The sequence below is a fragment of the Tessaracoccus rhinocerotis genome, assembly GCF_007197885.1.
Classification (GTDB): domain Bacteria; phylum Actinomycetota; class Actinomycetes; order Propionibacteriales; family Propionibacteriaceae; genus Arachnia; species Arachnia rhinocerotis.
This window is the reverse complement of record NZ_VKKG01000001.1, coordinates 87,325-103,085: the sequence shown is the minus strand read 5'-3', so window position 1 is coordinate 103,085 and position 15,761 is coordinate 87,325. Positions and strand designations below refer to the sequence as shown.

Sequence of the window (15,761 nt, the reverse complement as noted above, 5' to 3'; positions counted from 1 at the left end):
GGTTTCACTCTCGCCATTCGATTCAAGGAGGGCCAGCGATGGAGCTGACCAAGGCTCTGGACCAAGTTTCTGAGGCGGCGACGAAGTTGGGTTTTGTCCAGTCCTCGGACCGCGAGTTGGGTCGGCTCCTTCGGCTCTTGTGCTGCTCACGCCCAAGGGGCCGGTTCCTCGAACTGGGAACGGGAGTCGGCTTCGGCGCAGCCTGGATGTTGGCAGGCATGACCCCTGAAGCCCGCTTGGTCTCCGTGGAACAGGATGGCGAGCTCCAAGCAGTCGCAAGCCACGTCTTCCGCGGGGACCAAAGAGTGCAATGGGTGCTTGGTGACGGTTCCGATTGGTTACGCACCGCAGTCGAGCAGACTGAACGCTTCGATGTCGTCTTCGCGGATACGTGGCCAGGGAAGTACCAAGACCGAGAGCTGGCAATGGAGCTGGTCAAGCCGGGCGGTTGGTATGTGATCGACGACCTCTATCCGCAGCCCGGCTGGCCTGAGGGACATCAGTACAGCGTGGACCTGCTCATCCAGGAACTCACGTGCATGCCGGGGTGGGAGATCGAGTTTCTGCCGTGGAGCAGTGGGCTGATGCTGTGCGTGAAGACCAAAAGCCCGGTAGATCCAAAACTTGAGGTGCCGCCGATCCTGCACGGCGAATCATAAGCTGGGACCAGTAGGAAACGTCAGGTGTGTCGGGGATTGTCGCAGCCATCTACGTTGGAAACCCACATCAGGAACGCACCCATTTGCCGCGTCTGGCGCCTCGCATCGCAGTGATGGATGATGTCGGCATGAGCATCGAAGCATGGTGGCCGAAGCTGCGGCAGCAGTCCCGTGACTATCTGATGGAAAACAACGGTGACGAGGTCCCGGCCGAGCTGGTCGAAGAAATCACCGGAGCAGGCGCGATCATCAGTGCTGATGCATGGTGGGTCGGCCAGAGCGGGCCAGCCGGGCTATTCCTGTCGGACGAGGCGAACGACTGGATAGACGAGGTAGCCAACGGCGAGACTCCTGAACCTCGCGGAGAGGACCGGGGCCCAACGTCCTGACATGCCGCTGTTAGTCGATACAGCCGCTGCCTTGGCGTCGTCGGCTCTCAACAACATCTCTGGTTCGCCGACCGTCTCGTCGTTTGTTTGTCGTGTCTCCTGAGCCGTTTTCAGTTTGGCGTCAACCCATGGACTTGCAGCGCTCGTTAATTGGAGCCGTTGTAGCCATCGAGACTACGCCCCGGGCGCGAACTCCTAAGATGTGGCGCCGGGCTCCGCGACCGGGACCAGCTGGATTGCCTGCGCGCGCTGTCCTCGCAACATGGCTTGGACGGAGCTGTTCGTGGGAGCAATACCCGCACGCCGGCTCGGCGCTGTTCGTCGAGGCTTCGAGTTCGAACTCGTCGCTGACTGAACACCCGGCCTTGGTGGCTGTGGGTCTCTCTGAACCTTGGCGGACGGGGATGTCCAGATGAGTGGGGTCTAGGCCGCGGCATCAGTTTGTTACCGCTGCGGTGAAGCCCTGGCTGTTGAGTACCTCTTGGGCGGTGGCCACCGCGTGGGCCGCGTGTGCAAGGGCGTTGCGTGCGGTTTCCAGCAGTTGTGTTGCGTGGGAGATCTGAGTTTCGGGGTCTCGTTCGGTGCCGGTGATGAAGTGACGGTCCACGACGGTGATCCTGTCGTCGGTCAGTGAAGACCGTAGACCGTGGATGAGGCGGTCGTTGACTTCTTCGAGGTGGTGGAGCATCAGTTTCTGGTTGCCGAGGACTGCGTAGGCGGCGGGTGCGGTGACCGTGCCGGTGTTCACGGCTCTGGCCAGATCTCGGACTGCGTCGGAGGCCTCGTTGGCTACCTGCTCTTGGTGCTCGCGCTGATCGTGGATGTCGTCATTCATCATGTGTCCTTTGCAGGGGTGTTGGTCTGTCATCCGTCCTGACGGGTGGGGCCATACCCGTGGGGAATGTCAACGGGTCGGGCCAGCAGCGTTGCGATGGCGCGACTGGAGTGCGGCGTGGATGCGCAGGGTTCTTGATGCGGGTGTCGTAGGCGGGGTGGTGTGCGTGAGGCTGTAGTTGATCTGTTCACGGAGCGCAGCAGATGGGTGGTCGGGTCCGGGTTCGTGTCGGAAGGTCAGGTACCTGGCGACGGCTCCTCGGATGCGTTCGGCGCTCGCGGTGAGGATTTCAGTGGGTGTTTTGTGTTGTTGCTTTGCTGCTTGGGTGGTCCAGCCGGCGAGGTATGCGAAGGAGTCGGTGCTGGAGTCCAGGCCCCAGTCGTCATTGACGAGCCAGGCGAAGCTCTCGGCTTCCACTTCGATCATCCCGCGGCAGTAGTCACGTGCCGGTTCGTGTGCGTCTTGGGGGTTGTGCATGGTGACGTGGCCGACTTCGTGGGCCAGGACGGTGGTGGCGTGTGCTTGTTCGAACCCGTCCCTGATGGTGACGCTGCGGTCGCGGAAGTCGGTCATGCCTTCGGCTTGGCAGGCCCCGATCGTCACGCTGAAGCCAGCCTGGGTCGCGTACTGATGCAGGTTGTCCCACATTCCCTCGGGTGCCTGACCTTGGAGGGGCCGGCCTTGGGAGGGTTGCTGTGCCAGGGATGGTCCGTCGGTTTGTGAGATGTCGAACACGGTTGCGGGTTTGACTCCGACGATGCTGCGGCGCTGTTTGCCGTTCTGGTTCAGGATGGGGGTGCCGTCTTCGGTGGTCGCGGGTTTGGTGATGGGTGCGAGGATTCTGATTCCGGTTTCGCCTCTTCGGACTTGGCGTCCGCTGGCTTGCCAGGCGCGGTAGCCGGCGACCTGGGTCGCCTGCGGATGCTGGACCGAGATCAGCAGTTGGTTGTTCAACGAGTAGGTATGGAAATGCCTGGCGATCTTGAGCCACGCGACCCAGCCGTCAGTGGCCATCAGGTGCTGGACCCCGGATGCGAGTTGTTCCTGCATCTGGGTGAGTTTCTCGTCGCGTTCGGCGGTGAACCTGGCCTTGTCGTCGTCGCTCCACACTTTGGTCATCACGACTGCGGCCCAAGTGTGAGGGCGTAGTCGACCAAGTCAGCGATCTCTTGCGGATCACCCCGGCTGTTTCGGATCTCCTCGATCTGCAGGAGTACGTCCTCCAACTCGACGTAGACATCGTCGTACGGCCCATCGCAGGGATGTTGTTCTTGTTGGTTCATGTCCAGATACAGCCCGCGGTCGGGCTGGGTAGGTGAAATCGGGTTGCGCGGCAGCGGGCCTTGGGTGGGCAGTCCTCAGTCAGACCGGCCAATGACCGGCAGGCATTGGCCCCCGTCGGTTGTGGATGGTGACGCGACCAGCGACTGGCTGTCCACCATCACCCAAGAACCGATCTTCGAAAGTCCGCTGGGAAAGGAACACTCATGACCGCTTCTCGAATTGCTGTGGCACGGACGTACCAACTGTTGACTCACGCGACAGATCTCATCCTGGAGGGCAGGGGAGTACAGATCGACTCCCTGACCGCGTTGGCGATCGGCAGTCTCGAACTCCGAGTCTTCGCACTCCTCGAGCCAAGCAATCCCCTGCCACACGCAGGCCTCCCTGACAGCGTGGTGGAATCTGTCGGCTCGGCAGCCGACCAGACCAGCGATTGGGACCACGCCCAGTTGCCGGCGGAAGCGGTAGAGGTTTCGGTCACTCTTCGTGAGGTCGCGGAGGCGCTGAGTGCGCGTTGGGTGCTCCCGTGAGCGGCACGATGTTCGATCGTGCTCTGCGAGCTTCCATGGACCGGGTCACGGGAGAGCCGCTGTGGTTCGACCAGTGGGCGGCAACAGTGATCGAGTGTGATCGCGCGTTCGCCGCGGCGGGAATTGTCGACCATACCGTTCGCGCAACGGCGGCTACAGCACGGTTGGTCAGCGATCCCGTCGCGAACCTGATGGCAGCCGAGTTCACAGCCATCAATTCCCAGGCTCTGACGACGGTACAGAGGGAGGAAGCCCGGCTGGCTGGGCGGACCGCTTTGAGGTTCGCCACCCACGCGGCCGCAAGGAATGCCTCCGGGGTCAAGCTCGCTGTCCTGCTGGGTATTGAGAGGGAACTCACACCCGCACCACCACCCGACCAACCCTTGCATTCGGCGATGGCGGACTGGCGGATCGCGGTCGCGGCATGTGGACTGAGCCACCCGGGCCCTTCAGTGCACTTGTCGGCTGCGATCGCCACGAACCAAGTACTGCTCCTGAGCCACTGCCTGCAGCTCCTTGATCGTGTGGAATCAATCTCAGTGGCTACGGACATGTCGAGGCTGCGCGCAGGGGTGGAGGCCAGCAGAGAGAGTTGGCGTCAGGCCCGCGCCGACTTCAAGTTCGCTACCTTCGGAGGGAGGCCCCATGACGCCGACGCACTCAGTACTCGTCGCCTTGCAGCCGCCGTGGACAGCCGAAATGCTGCTCTCGTGAGCAACCGGTCTGCCGAACAGGTGCTGCACGCGGTCCTGCAGTCAGGATTCGCAGGCAATCTGGTTGCCGGTCTCGTCGTCGGTCGCTCTTCCCCGGATGTGGCGCTCCCAGTGATCAACGCGGCCCACCAACTCCAGCAGATAGTTGACCCACTGCCTGACGACCCCTTTCGGGACGTCCCTCTCCCAGCGGCTCCAGTACTGACTGCAGCAGCGCCGGAACCGACCCGTGAGGTCCCGACCTCCTACGAGCCGGGGGCGGGGGTCCTTGTGGAACCGGTGCGCTTGACGCCTGCGTCTGAGATTGAACTGGCGAAACGCCGAGATGTGGGGATCCTTGCCCATGCTGCTTTGGCCTGTGACCCGGTCGCCTCCAGCATCACGTCGAGTGTCTCGGAGGGTGAACTGCGAGGGCTGGCTGCTGATGGTCGTCAGGCCCAGGCCCAGATGGTGGTTTCAGCCTTGCCTGCTTCACGAGGTGCGCAGCGCAGCGTGTTGTGGTTCAACAAGGAAGAGGCGCTGCAGGCTGCCGTGGTGGAGCTGATGGAGGCCACGGCCAGGTGGAATCCGGACAAGTCCCGGTGGCTCACGTACGCGACAGCTACTGCGGGGTGGGCGGCCAAACACTGGATCCGTGACGACGCCAACCTTCCGCTTCCGTTCGATACTGACTCAATGCCTGCCAATCTCGCCGATCCTGGACTCACACCAGCCGAGGTGGCCGAGCGCAGTGAGGCCCGAACTGAGGCGGCGCATCTTGTTGAGTGGATCAAGCGGCAGGGCGAAGGTGAACTCACGGCTGTCACCGCGCAGGTGCTCCTAGCTCGGCACGGGCTAGACGGGCAACCGCCAAGGACCTTCGGTCAGGTCGCCGCGGAGTTGGGATTCTCGGAGGCAACAGCTCGCCGTTACTGCAAGGAAGGTCTGCAGGTCCTACGACAAGCCGGACCGTTCCCGGAGTCGACCCAACCCCCGGCGGTCAGCAGCCGTGCGCAAATCGAGAATCGACGACGGCGGCCAACACCGCACAGGACTACCCCGACCCGCTGAGTCGCTCCATTGGTGGAGCACCACCACCGCCGGTATTGAGCTCCGGGAGTCGGCAGGAGCTGTGGAGAAGTGTCGGGGTGGTATGGGCATCCACCCTTGTCAATCCGATGTACCCCCACGTACCCCGGTCCGTACTAATGGGGGTACGTGGGATCGGGTGAGGCGTACGAGATCCGCGAGACGTTGCCAGGGAATCTTGAAACGGCCTGTCACGACTGGTGGAGAGTCGGCCGACGGACTCAAGGAGTGGTTACGCGGCCGCTGGTGGTGCTCGGAGTCGAGTGCCGCCACGTCGGATGTTCTGCGGATCAGGCTCGCCAGTGGGGCTTGCCTCGGGTGAACGTTGGGCTGGGCCAGTACTTGGTCATCCATGCGGTGGAGTGGCCCAGTGCCTTGGCGATGCGCACGCTGGGGACCCGGTCAGCCTGCAGTGCCGGGATCAGTTCGGCTAGGTGGTCGTCGTCGGCTTCGGTGAGGTGGGTGCGTTCGGTGTCGGTGAGGTCTCGCCAGACGGAGCGTGGCGTGGGGCGTGGTTGGAGCCCGTCTCGTTCTCGTTGGTAGTCGGCCTTGCAGTTGTCGCAGAGTTTGGCGTTGGTGGTGATCGGTACGGTGCATCGACGACACGGATGGGCCCGTCGGCGGACCCGGCCGTCTGTTCGCTTTGGTGCGTTGATCGGGTCGATGCCGTGGCGCTGGAGGTAGTCGTGTGTGGAGATTGAGTGGGTCCGTCGGCAGTGCTGACTCACTGAGGCGAAGCGTTCACCGCACTCGTGGCACTGCACGCCCAAGTCGTTGACGTCGTTCATCCCGTAGCGTCCGTATCCGCTGCGGTCTCCTTTGACTCGTTCGCCAAACCCTGGCAGCCCACCGCCGCTATCGAGACGTTTCTGATGCGGGCCACATAGCTGACCGGTGGGTAGTGCGTCGTCGGGACATCTGTGGGCTACGCAGCGCATGGCCACCGCAAGGTCGTTGCTGAAACCCGGGTCGGGACAGGTGGACCAAACGCCACCAGATGACACGTGGCTCGTCATCGTTCGCGCATCCCCTTTGAGTTCGCAGGCCAGAGGTGGTGGTCCTCGTCGGCCATCCATCTGTCGTCGAGTGTTCCAGATCGTCCGTCGCCTTCGCTGGCGGACAGCCAACCGTCATGGATCTGCTGGCTGGCACGCGCTTGCGCGCTGGTGAGTTGGGGTATGTTTCCTTGCCCCTTGTCACAGGTTGTTTGGGTTTGCGTACCCCCTTGGGGGTATGCGGTTGGGGGTACGGAAGGGGAGATGTGCAGGGGTGAGTGTCAGCCACGAACTATTCACCGATTTCGTGGAGGACATCATGTGTGTACGACAGGCATTGGGCATCGCCGATCTGGTTGAGGAAGCGAACCTCACCTGGCCCGAGTGGACCGCCGGCGAAGAAGCAGTGGGCCGTTTCGGGTCGGTCCAGCGGCTGGAGCTGTGGCGCGATCGCGCCAGCCATGACGAGGTCGAGACCTTGTTCGCCGCGTTGGGGCGTCTCACGCAGGACGAGGTTGGGTCGCATCGGGCTGTGGCGGTGATGGTGCATTTGTTGGTGCCGGGAATTGGGGCTTTGACGGCTCGCAGGTGCCGGGGCGACGTGGCCTCGGGTGAGGTGGAGGCGGTGGTCGCTGGGTATGTGTGGACCACAATCCTGGATTATCCGTGGCAGGCGCCGCCGGATGCGTGGATCCCGGCGGCGATCCTGCGGTCGGTGCGTCGCTCGGTGGACCGGGAGTTCGGTTGGGGCGACCGCGGGGACCGTGCGTGGCGGGAGCGGATGCACCTGGAGCCCGAAGAGTTCGGACGGATGCCATCAGCATCTTCGGGGGATCAAGCGTTGGAGGCCAGTGGCCTGTACTGGTGGGCGATCCGCAGCGGTGGGGTGAGCGCGTCCGATCTGGACGTGCTGCTGCAGCTTGCGGTGATCGCCACCGATGAGGGGATCACGGCCCGATCCAACGCCGGAATCACTTCCCGCACCGCGTGTGCCCGGCTTGCGTCCGAGCGTGGCCTTTCGGTCAACCAGCTGCAGTACCGGGCTCGTCAGACGTTGGGGACGCTGCGGCACGCGGCCGGAACCAGACGCTGAGACCCGATGGGTTGCGCTGTGGACCGTGTTCGGGGGGCCTGCCTTGGGGGAAGGAGGTACATCATGGCCGAAGTTGAGGTGAAGGCGTTGCTGGCAGCTGCGAAGCAGGATGCTGAAGCTGCCAGGCAGATCAGCCGTTGGGCAGAGACACTGCGGGTCGCGCACGAGGCCCGCACCCGCCTCGCTGAACTCGACCCCGAAGACTTGCAGAATGCGCTGAGGCGACGACCATGACAGCCCCAGCATTCGCTCTCGAAGAACTCCGCGCCGCTGTCCACGGCCTCCAAGCCGGCACCTTCCGCACCAACACCGACTGGCCCAGCGACAGCTCGATAATCGCTGTGATGGGCCTCGGGGGTGGCGTCGGCACCACAGTCACCGCCCTCGCCATCGCCGAAACTCTCGGGGCTGCGAGGTTGGTGGAATTGTGCCAGCCGTGGGCCTCCGGCCTGGCCGAGGCCACAACGTCAGAACTCGGTGAACAGGACGGGTGGCGGCTGGGAACCCGCGACGGGTTGCTGATCGAACGCCGCGAGCAACCTACCGCCACCATCCGCAACTCCCCGGGAATCGCGATCGTCGACGTCGGCTCCTGGACCGGTGACGCCCCACCGGTTCCAGCCAGCGCCGCGTTGGTTGTGGTGGCGCGGTGCAGTGTCCCGAGTCTTCGTCGATTGTCGATCCTGCTCGAAACCCTGCCGGAGTCGCCCACGGTTGTGGTGGTCGTTGGGGCGCCGGTGCGGGCATGGCCGAAGGCTGTGGCCGCGTCCCTCAGCCCACTGCTGCGGTCAGCCATCGCCGATGACCTGATCCACACCGTGCCTGAGTGTTCGGACCTTGCCCGCTCAGGTGTCACCACGGCGGTGTTGCCGAAGTCGTTGCTTGGTGCTGTTGCTCGTTTCGTTGATGACCTGGAGGTCGACCCCTCATGCTGACCCTTGCCCTGCTGATGACCCGCTTCAACCTCTTCGTCCTCCAGGCCGGTGACCGCGTCTGGGAGATGACTGGATTCGTGTCGGCGGATGCGGATCCGCCGCGCGGGAAGGTGTGTCCGATGGCGCCAACCGGTGCGCAGCCGCTGGTTGATCAGTTCCTGGGCTGGTTCGCCTGGTTCCTGGTGTGGGTGGCATTCCCAGCAGGGATCCTCGCTGCTGTCGGGATGGTCCTGTTCGGGAAGATCTTCTCAATGCCCCACGTCGGCAAGGCCGGCCTGATCGGACTGTTCGTGGTGCTGGGAGCTGGCCTGCTCTACCTCGTGGTCCCCGGCATCCTGGCCGGGTTCCTCGGCGACGGCTGCGTCACCCGCTAACAAGGGACCCGACTCGACATGACATCAACCAGACAAGCAGCCCTGAAACTCATCGCCGCCACCACCGCAATGGCACTGATCCTGATCACCGGCCTCGCCCTGGCCGTCTACTTCACATTCTTCGACACCACCAACACCGGGAACACGGACGTCGTCGTCGAACCGATGCAGTCAGTCGGATCCAATGTGCGAGACCAGATCGCCGCCCAGCCGATGCTTCAGGTCACTCCTGAGGACGCGACCTCGGGCACCCCAGCCCTGACCCCGGCCGAGAAGATCATAATCCCGCCGCCCACAGATACGGGTGCGGCGGGGATCCCTACCGGGTTCCCGCAAACCGAGGCTGGTGCGGCCGCGCAACTGGGCGAGATCCTTGCATCAGTACTCGGGTGGATGGATCTGAATCATGCCAGGCAGGTGCAGGCGGCCTGGATTCAGGATCCAGAGGCCGAGCCGGTGTGGCCGGTGTTGCTGCTGGTGCAAGGGTTCCTGGAGCAGGCTGGGATGCCGCTGGGGTTGGAGTCGCCGGCCACGATGTGGGTCGTCCCCGTTGCAGCGCAGATCAAAGGCAGCGACGGTCCCGGGTGGGTGGTTGCGTGTGTGTTGCTGGACCTCACCTACACCAACGTCGAGACCGCCCGGATCGCCTACGGACACTGTGAACGGATGGCGTGGGACGGCACCCGCTGGCTGATCGCCGAAGGATCCCACCCACCACCCGCACCGTCGACATGGCCCGGAACCGACCTCGCCCGGCAGGCCGGTTGGCTGACCTGGGAACAGGACTGATCGTGATGCCTTGGGATGTCGCTATCCAGATCTTCGCCGACCTCGCTGCCGCCGGCGGCAGGATCGTTGCCTCGTTGTGGATCAGCATCTGCATGGGCGTTTGGGGTGCCGGACTGTGGGTGTTCCGGATCGTGCTCGAGATGGGGGAGTGGCTCCTGACCCCATCCCTGTCTGCTGCCAACCGCGACGGATCACCGAACGCGTTGACGTATGCCTACAGCACCACCTCGTGGTTCGCGTTGGTGTTGGCATTGATCTTGACGGTGGTGCACCTGATCGTGGCCGTAGTCCGCCGCGACGCGAAATCGTTGGGGTCGTTGCTCCTGGGAGCGGTGCAGTTCCTGCTGATCTCCACCATCGCCTTCACCTACGCCGCGGCGGTGGTCACCGCCGTCGCAGGAATCAACCAAGCCCTGATGCGCGAAATGCTGGGAATCACCACCATGTCCGATCTGGAGGTACCCGGCTTCGACCTCGCCGAGACCGCCGTCTCCGGCGTCGTCGCAACCGTGCTCCTCGTCCTCGGCCTCGTGCTCTGGCTCGCCGCCCTCAGCCACATCATCGTGCTCCTGGGCCGCTCGGTCGCGTTGGTGGTCCTCACCGCCACCGCTCCGATCGCAGCTGCAGGGCTGCTGTACGAGCCGTTGAAGGTGTGGTTCTGGAAGACGTTCCGCTGGTTCCACGCCGCGGCGTTGGCGCCGATCCTGATGACCTTGATGCTGGGCATCGGTATCCAGATCGCCAACAGCGTGGTCCTCGGCCAAGCCGACGACGTCCAAAAGGCCGCAGCAATGGCAGTGCCAGCGGTGGCGATGATCCTGGTCGCCTCCTGGAGCCCCTTCGCACTCTTCCGACTGCTCGCGTTCATCGACCCCGGCACCACCTCAGGCGCCAACTTCAGAGCCTCACTCCACCCCACCACCGCCGCAGGACACGGCCTGGGCCAGATGCAGACCAAACTCGCCGAACACGCCACCGACAAAGCCACCAACCAGACCGGCAGCTCAGAAACCGCCACCACGGCTCGCACCGAAGGAGCCCAAACCAGCAGCCTCGGAGGAACAACCACCGGTAGCAGCGTCCCATCGAGATCTACTGGAACTCAGGGCGGAACCGGTGGACCATCCAAGCCTCCCGCCGCCCCCGCCACGGGCGGGTCCACTGCCGCCGGGACGGACCGCGCCGGCGCCGGTGGCGGCGCAGCTGGATCCTCCGTCGGTGGGGGCGCAGGTGGTGCCGCCTCGTCGGGTGGGGCTGCTGCTGGGGGAGTGGCGGGTGGAGTCGGGATGGTTGCGCTCGCTGGTGCGAAGGCGCTGGTGGGTGCATTCAAAGCCGCCGGAGCCGTCACGTCGGGGATCGTGGGGGACTCTGCCAGCGGTATGGGGTCGGGGGATCCCAGCTACCCCTATGACCCAGCCGGAGACACCCGCCGCCCACACCACACCGCCACCCGAACCAGGGGGAAGCGACCCCCAACGGCCATCGTCCAGGAGGAGCACAGTGACAACGACGTTTAGGAACTTCACCCAGACCCGCACCGGATGGCTGCTGGGCCTCAGCCCGGTCCAGATCGGCATCATCATCGCCGCATCCTTCCCGATCTGGTTCGCCATCAGCGCCCAACGCTGGCCCGCCATGGGAGTCTTCCTACTCCTGTGGGGACTCGTAGTAGTTCTGACCGTGGTCCCCATCGGGGGCCGCTCCAGCATCGGGTGGATGGCAGCAGCCACTGGGTTCGGGATCTCAGCCCTGACCGGCTGGTCAGAATTCACCTCGAGGGCCGAACGTGGTCGGCTGCGATGCTTGGAGGAGTTGGACATGCCCGGCGTTCTGCAGCCCCTCGAAGTGCTGGAGGGCCCACCCACGGGGTTGGAGCAGCACCGAATCGCGATGATCAAGAACTCCGCGGCCAGGACGTGGGCGATCACCGCACGGGTGGAACACGAGGGCACCGCAATGTCCGACCAGACCGAGCTGGCCCGGTTCGCAGCTGGCATGACGGATCTGGTCGACACCGCCGCCCGTGGGGACCTGATCACTGAGCTCCATGTGATGGTGCGCGCCACCCCTGATGACTGCGCCGAGCGGGAACTGTGGCTACGGGAGAACATCACCGATGGGGCGCCGGATGCGTCAGTGGCCACCAACATCGAACTGTTGCGCTGGGGCCAGGCAGGCACCCGCAGCGAATGCTTCATCACGGTCGTGGTTCCCGAGGCGAGGCTGGCGCGGGAAGCCAAACACCTGGGCGGGAAACTGGCTGGCAGGATGAGCGCCCTTCTCGCGGTCGCCTCCGAAACCGAGACCGCACTCACCGGCGCCGTCGGAGCCAGCAACGTTGAGTGGCTCACCTCACCCCAACTGGCAGCAGCAGTCCGGACCGGGTTCGCACCCGCCGACCGCGCCGCCCTGATCCAAGCCCAAGCCCAGCAAGCCACAGCCGCGGGATCGTGCACGGAGGTGCCGTGGGCGCTGGCCGGGCCTTCGCACGCGATCCCGGCGGTGCGGCACTGGACCCACGACGCCTGGCACTCCGTAACCTCCACACTGAAACTCCCGGAGCGGGGAACAGCACTGGGAGCCCTGGCCGGTGTGCTGGTTCCCTCGAGTGTCTCGGAGCGGCGGAGTCTGACGGTGGTGTTCCCGATCGAGCGGCAGTCGGTCGCGGACAGGAAGGCCTCGCAGGCCGAGTTCACCAGCAGCCTCGGCCAAGGACTCCGGGACCGGCTCGGGATCCGCACCGGCATCAAGGACCGCCGCCAACAAGCCAAACTCGACCAGGTCGAAGACCAACTCGCCCTCGGAGCAACCCTCACGCACCCCTACGTCGTGTGCTCAACCACCGTCCCCACCACAGCACCCATAACAGAGTTCGGCAGACGCCTCGACGCGTCCATCCGACAAGCAGGATTCGCACCACAACGCCTCGACCTCGCACAGGACTCCGCCTTCGTCACCGCCAACATCCCACTCGGCATCTCACTCACCCACCGGGGACTGTGATGGGCCGCGGAATCGGGAAACTGCTGTCCGACTTCGGCCACACCCTCCCCACGAAACCCGACAACCCACCCCAGACACCCGTCCGGAGCCCATTCACCACAGCACCCTCCTGGCGCGGGCAACGCCGCCGCGGGGCCGGGTGGGCGGCGGCGCGGGCCCCGGTGAAGCAGTATCGGATGACATCCGACCAGACCGGCCTCTACTGGCCCTTCGTCGCCCCTGCCGCAACCGCACCTACGGGGGCTCCGATGGGAACCGACGTCCTGTCCGGCTCCACCTTCTACGTCGACCCACACGGCTGGGTCCAAGACGACCAAGTGCCGGTGACCAACCCGAACATCTTCATCTTCGGCAAACCCGGCCGAGGGAAATCAGCATGGGTGAAGGCGTTCCTGAACCGGATGTTCGCCTTCGGATACCGCGCCCTGATCCTCGGCGACCCCAAGGACGAATACCAGCTCCTGTGCCGCCACTTCGGCGTCGAACCCTTCGCCATCGGCCCAGGCATGCCCACCCGCCTCAACCCCCTCGACCCCGGCCCCGCCGCCATCGGATGGGACCGCCTCAGCCGCGCCGAGCGCGAAACCCGCGCTCAGACCATTTTCGGCCGGTGGTTGGTCCTGCTCCGGAGCCTCATCGGCTCCCAAACCATCGGGGACCGCCGAGTCCCCGTCGGACCCAGCCAAGAGCAAATCCTCAAGACAGTCCTCGAACACCTCACCCACCACGCCAGCGACTCGAGACTGCTGCGGCCGATCGCGCTTCCGCAGATATGGGCAGCCCTCAACGAACCCAGCCCCGACCTGATCACCCAGACCCGATTCCCCAACCGGCAAGCATTCCTGGACGAAACCAGGCTGCTGCGGGACGCGACAGCGCAACTGTCCACCGGAGTCCTGGCAGGGATCTTCGACTCCGAAACCTCCATCCAGATCGACTGGACCGCACCCATCCAGTCCCTGTCCCTTTCCCGACTGGCAGACCTCGGCGACCAAGCCACCGGAATGGCCCTGACCTGCCTGTCCTCTTGGGGATCAGCAATGCGAGCCAGCGGTGGGGGTAATCGGATCAACGTCCGCGACGAAGCCTGGAAACAACTCCGCCTCGGAACCGACGCAGTAGCCGCCTTCGATGCCGACCTGCGCCTCAGCCGCGCCCACGGCGACATCGAAGTCGCCGTATCCCACAAACCCTCCGACTACGAAGGCGCCGGCCACGCCGGCACCCAAGCCGCGCAGATAGCCAAAGACCTCCTCCACCTCGCCGACATCAAAATCCTCTACGGCCAAGACGCCGCCGTCGCCGACGACCTCGAACAACTCCTCGACCTCGGCGCCATCGCCCGCAACACCGTCACCGGCTGGGCAATGAACCGCAAAGGCCGCGCCCTCATCTGCGTCGGACCCCGAACCTACAAAGTCCAACTCGCCCTCCACCCAGACCTCGAACTACCCCTCACCCACACCAACCAAAACCTCCACTGACCTGACATGAAACTTCTCGCCACCGCCGCAGTTCTCATCGGCTTTGTGACCGCACCCGTACTGATCCTGGCGATCCTGGTCCCGATGATTGCCGGCGGCACGCAGGCGGACCAACGCCAGTCCGCAGTACCGGGGGCTTGCAAGAATTGGGACGCGGATTTGCCGGCAACAAGTGGGCTGACCCCACGGCAACTCCAACGAGCAGCACTCATCTATGACACTGCACTTGAGGTCGGCCTCGGCCCACATGCGGCGGTGGTTGGGATCGCCACCGCACTGCGGGAATCCAGCCTCGGAGCCGACCCCAGATCGAAACGACCCGACGCCAACCACAACATCGGCCTGTTCCAACAACGCATCCTGCCTGGCTGGCACGCCGACGGCACCACCATCTCCGAAAACATGGAGATCCTCCTCGACGACCGATACCAAGCCCAAGTCTTCTTCCAGGGGCACACCACCACCAACGGCTGGCACATCCCCGGACTGGCCGACATCCCCGGATGGCAACAACTCACCATCGCCCAAGCTGCGCAGAAGGTACAGGTATCGGCACTCCCCGACGCCTACGCCAAACACGAACCCGCCGCTAGCGCACTCGTCGCAGCCCTCGCGAAGAACCCAAACGCCACAGTCAACGACCCCTGCGAACCGCACGACCTGAGCCTGGACTGCCCCGCCACCCCAAACAGCATTGGGAATGAGAACGGTCAGACCCCCGACGCGGTTCGGGCGATGCGATGCGTCGCCGCGAAATGGCCCCAGATCCGCACCATCGGCGGCCTCCGTCCCGGGGACCCGCGAGACCACGGCACCGGCCGCGCCGTCGACGTCATGATCCCCAACTGGCACACCCCGACCGGCCACGCGCTCGGAACCGAAATCGCTGCTTGGGCACAAACCAACGCCACCGCACTGGGCGTCACCTACGTGATCTGGGACCGCAAGATCTGGAGTGTCGCGCACGCAGGCAAGGGTTGGCGAGACTGCTCCGAAGGCAGCTGCTACGCCGGACCCGACCCATCCGCAGCGCACCTGGACCACGTCCACGTCAGCGTCGCCGGAGACCAAGGAACCGACTCTCCAGCCACTAGCGCCTCAGGGGCCGTGTTGCCGATAGACAAGGGCAAGTACCGGATCTCGGCCCACTACGGACAGCCGGGCACCCGTTGGGCCACCCGACACACCGGCCTCGACTTCGCAGCCCCCACCGGAACACCCATCCGAGCCGTCACCGCCGGCACCATCATCTCCGCCCACAACACCCACGGCGTCTACGGCAACCTCACCAAAATCCGCGCCACCGACGGCACCGAAACCTGGTACGCCCACCAGTCCCGAATCACCGCCCATGAAGGACAACGGGTCGCAGCCGGCCAGAATATCGGCGAAGTGGGCGCGAGCGGCAACGCATCCGGACCACACCTCCACCTCGAAGTCCGCACCAACGGTCGGACCACTGACCCTCTCGTCTGGCTCCACAACAAAGGTCTTCAGCCATGACGCGAATCCGAGACCGTGCCAAACCGGCAGAACTGCGAAACAGGAGGCATACCGAGGTGAGGGCGCGGGGGAGTGACAACAGACATCGACCGCGCCAGGGCCCGGCG

The 15,761-nt window shown here is 64.7% G+C and carries 17 protein-coding genes; 13 read left to right on the top strand and 4 right to left on the bottom strand.

Annotation, left to right across the window (positions count from 1 at the left end):
• Positions 1-38 precede the first annotated feature (38 nt).
• Entirely contained in the window at positions 39-659 is a 621-nt protein-coding gene (locus FOJ82_RS00480; RefSeq protein ID WP_143936516.1) for an O-methyltransferase, read from the top strand.
• A gap of 128 nt (positions 660-787) precedes the next feature.
• On the top strand, positions 788-1,048 hold the full coding sequence (locus FOJ82_RS00475) for a hypothetical protein (RefSeq protein WP_185975559.1): 261 nt from the start codon (positions 788-790) through the stop codon (positions 1,046-1,048).
• Positions 1,049-1,484: 436 nt separating this feature from the next.
• On the opposite strand, the gene FOJ82_RS00470 is transcribed toward FOJ82_RS00475, so the two are convergent.
• From FOJ82_RS00470 to FOJ82_RS16080, 3 genes are all read right to left on the bottom strand, one after another.
• Positions 1,485-1,883, bottom strand: coding sequence for a PLP-dependent aminotransferase family protein (locus FOJ82_RS00470; RefSeq protein WP_143936514.1), 399 nt, complete (start codon positions 1,881-1,883; stop codon positions 1,485-1,487).
• A 69-nt stretch (positions 1,884-1,952) separates the two neighbouring features.
• On the bottom strand, positions 1,953-3,002 hold the full coding sequence (locus tag FOJ82_RS00465; RefSeq protein WP_246099756.1) for an ArdC-like ssDNA-binding domain-containing protein: 1,050 nt from the start codon (positions 3,000-3,002) through the stop codon (positions 1,953-1,955).
• On the bottom strand, positions 3,002-3,166 hold the full coding sequence (locus FOJ82_RS16080) for a hypothetical protein (RefSeq protein ID WP_185975558.1): 165 nt from the start codon (positions 3,164-3,166) through the stop codon (positions 3,002-3,004). Before FOJ82_RS16080 ends, FOJ82_RS00465 begins: the two co-directional genes overlap by 1 nt.
• Positions 3,167-3,370: 204 nt before the next feature.
• Here FOJ82_RS16080 and FOJ82_RS00460 point away from each other — a divergent pair, with 204 nt between their 5' ends.
• The gene (locus FOJ82_RS00460; protein WP_143936512.1) at positions 3,371-3,697 is read left to right on the top strand and encodes a hypothetical protein; all 327 of its coding nucleotides are present in this window, start codon (positions 3,371-3,373) and stop codon (positions 3,695-3,697) included.
• Positions 3,694-5,460, top strand: a complete 1,767-nt coding sequence (locus tag FOJ82_RS00455) for a sigma-70 family RNA polymerase sigma factor (protein ID WP_143936511.1) — start codon at positions 3,694-3,696, stop codon at positions 5,458-5,460. Before FOJ82_RS00460 ends, FOJ82_RS00455 begins: the two co-directional genes overlap by 4 nt.
• A gap of 308 nt (positions 5,461-5,768) precedes the next feature.
• On the opposite strand, the gene FOJ82_RS00450 is transcribed toward FOJ82_RS00455, so the two are convergent.
• Positions 5,769-6,266 carry a hypothetical protein gene (locus FOJ82_RS00450; protein ID WP_143936510.1) on the bottom strand — a complete coding sequence of 166 codons (498 nt, stop codon included), beginning with the start codon at positions 6,264-6,266 and terminating at the stop codon, positions 5,769-5,771.
• A gap of 481 nt (positions 6,267-6,747) precedes the next feature.
• Here FOJ82_RS00450 and FOJ82_RS00445 point away from each other — a divergent pair, with 481 nt between their 5' ends.
• The 9 genes from FOJ82_RS00445 (at position 6,748) to FOJ82_RS16575 (ending at position 15,654) form a co-directional block, all read left to right on the top strand.
• On the top strand, positions 6,748-7,566 hold the full coding sequence (locus FOJ82_RS00445) for a hypothetical protein (protein WP_143936509.1): 819 nt from the start codon (positions 6,748-6,750) through the stop codon (positions 7,564-7,566).
• 63 nt (positions 7,567-7,629) lie between these two features.
• On the top strand, positions 7,630-7,800 hold the full coding sequence (locus FOJ82_RS16075) for a hypothetical protein (RefSeq protein WP_185975557.1): 171 nt from the start codon (positions 7,630-7,632) through the stop codon (positions 7,798-7,800).
• A gap of 110 nt (positions 7,801-7,910) precedes the next feature.
• Entirely contained in the window at positions 7,911-8,501 is a 591-nt protein-coding gene (locus tag FOJ82_RS00440; RefSeq protein ID WP_185975556.1) for a hypothetical protein, read from the top strand.
• Positions 8,495-8,875 carry a hypothetical protein gene (locus FOJ82_RS00435; protein WP_143936507.1) on the top strand — a complete coding sequence of 127 codons (381 nt, stop codon included), beginning with the start codon at positions 8,495-8,497 and terminating at the stop codon, positions 8,873-8,875. Before FOJ82_RS00440 ends, FOJ82_RS00435 begins: the two co-directional genes overlap by 7 nt.
• Before the next feature lie 69 nt (positions 8,876-8,944).
• The gene (locus tag FOJ82_RS00430) at positions 8,945-9,664 is read left to right on the top strand and encodes a hypothetical protein (RefSeq protein WP_143936506.1); all 720 of its coding nucleotides are present in this window, start codon (positions 8,945-8,947) and stop codon (positions 9,662-9,664) included.
• Between the two features lie 5 nt (positions 9,665-9,669).
• The gene (locus tag FOJ82_RS00425) at positions 9,670-11,181 is read left to right on the top strand and encodes a hypothetical protein (RefSeq protein WP_143936505.1); all 1,512 of its coding nucleotides are present in this window, start codon (positions 9,670-9,672) and stop codon (positions 11,179-11,181) included.
• A complete protein-coding gene (locus FOJ82_RS00420) occupies positions 11,165-12,667 on the top strand; it encodes an SCO6880 family protein (protein ID WP_143936504.1) in 1,503 nt (500 codons plus the stop codon). Before FOJ82_RS00425 ends, FOJ82_RS00420 begins: the two co-directional genes overlap by 17 nt.
• Before the next feature lie 176 nt (positions 12,668-12,843).
• Complete coding sequence (locus FOJ82_RS00415; protein ID WP_246099659.1) at positions 12,844-14,151, top strand: ATP-binding protein; 1,308 nt, start codon at positions 12,844-12,846, stop codon at positions 14,149-14,151.
• Between the two features lie 6 nt (positions 14,152-14,157).
• Entirely contained in the window at positions 14,158-15,654 is a 1,497-nt protein-coding gene (locus tag FOJ82_RS16575; protein WP_246099657.1) for a M23 family metallopeptidase, read from the top strand.
• Positions 15,655-15,761: the final 107 nt, after the last annotated feature.

Coding starts and splice junctions, on each gene's coding strand:
- FOJ82_RS00480 (WP_143936516.1), top strand. CDS start 39: ATGGAGCTGACCAAGGCTCTGGACCAAGTTTCTGAGGCGGCGACGAAG.
- FOJ82_RS00475 (WP_185975559.1), top strand. CDS start 788: ATGAGCATCGAAGCATGGTGGCCGAAGCTGCGGCAGCAGTCCCGTGAC.
- FOJ82_RS00470 (WP_143936514.1), bottom strand. CDS start 1,883: ATGAATGACGACATCCACGATCAGCGCGAGCACCAAGAGCAGGTAGCC.
- FOJ82_RS00465 (WP_246099756.1), bottom strand. CDS start 3,002: ATGACCAAAGTGTGGAGCGACGACGACAAGGCCAGGTTCACCGCCGAA.
- FOJ82_RS16080 (WP_185975558.1), bottom strand. CDS start 3,166: ATGAACCAACAAGAACAACATCCCTGCGATGGGCCGTACGACGATGTC.
- FOJ82_RS00460 (WP_143936512.1), top strand. CDS start 3,371: ATGACCGCTTCTCGAATTGCTGTGGCACGGACGTACCAACTGTTGACT.
- FOJ82_RS00450 (WP_143936510.1), bottom strand. CDS start 6,266: ATGAACGACGTCAACGACTTGGGCGTGCAGTGCCACGAGTGCGGTGAA.
- FOJ82_RS16075 (WP_185975557.1), top strand. CDS start 7,630: ATGGCCGAAGTTGAGGTGAAGGCGTTGCTGGCAGCTGCGAAGCAGGAT.
- FOJ82_RS00440 (WP_185975556.1), top strand. CDS start 7,911: ATGGGCCTCGGGGGTGGCGTCGGCACCACAGTCACCGCCCTCGCCATC.
- FOJ82_RS00435 (WP_143936507.1), top strand. CDS start 8,495: ATGCTGACCCTTGCCCTGCTGATGACCCGCTTCAACCTCTTCGTCCTC.
- FOJ82_RS00430 (WP_143936506.1), top strand. CDS start 8,945: ATGGCACTGATCCTGATCACCGGCCTCGCCCTGGCCGTCTACTTCACA.
- FOJ82_RS00425 (WP_143936505.1), top strand. CDS start 9,670: ATGCCTTGGGATGTCGCTATCCAGATCTTCGCCGACCTCGCTGCCGCC.
- FOJ82_RS00415 (WP_246099659.1), top strand. CDS start 12,844: ATGACATCCGACCAGACCGGCCTCTACTGGCCCTTCGTCGCCCCTGCC.
- FOJ82_RS16575 (WP_246099657.1), top strand. CDS start 14,158: ATGAAACTTCTCGCCACCGCCGCAGTTCTCATCGGCTTTGTGACCGCA.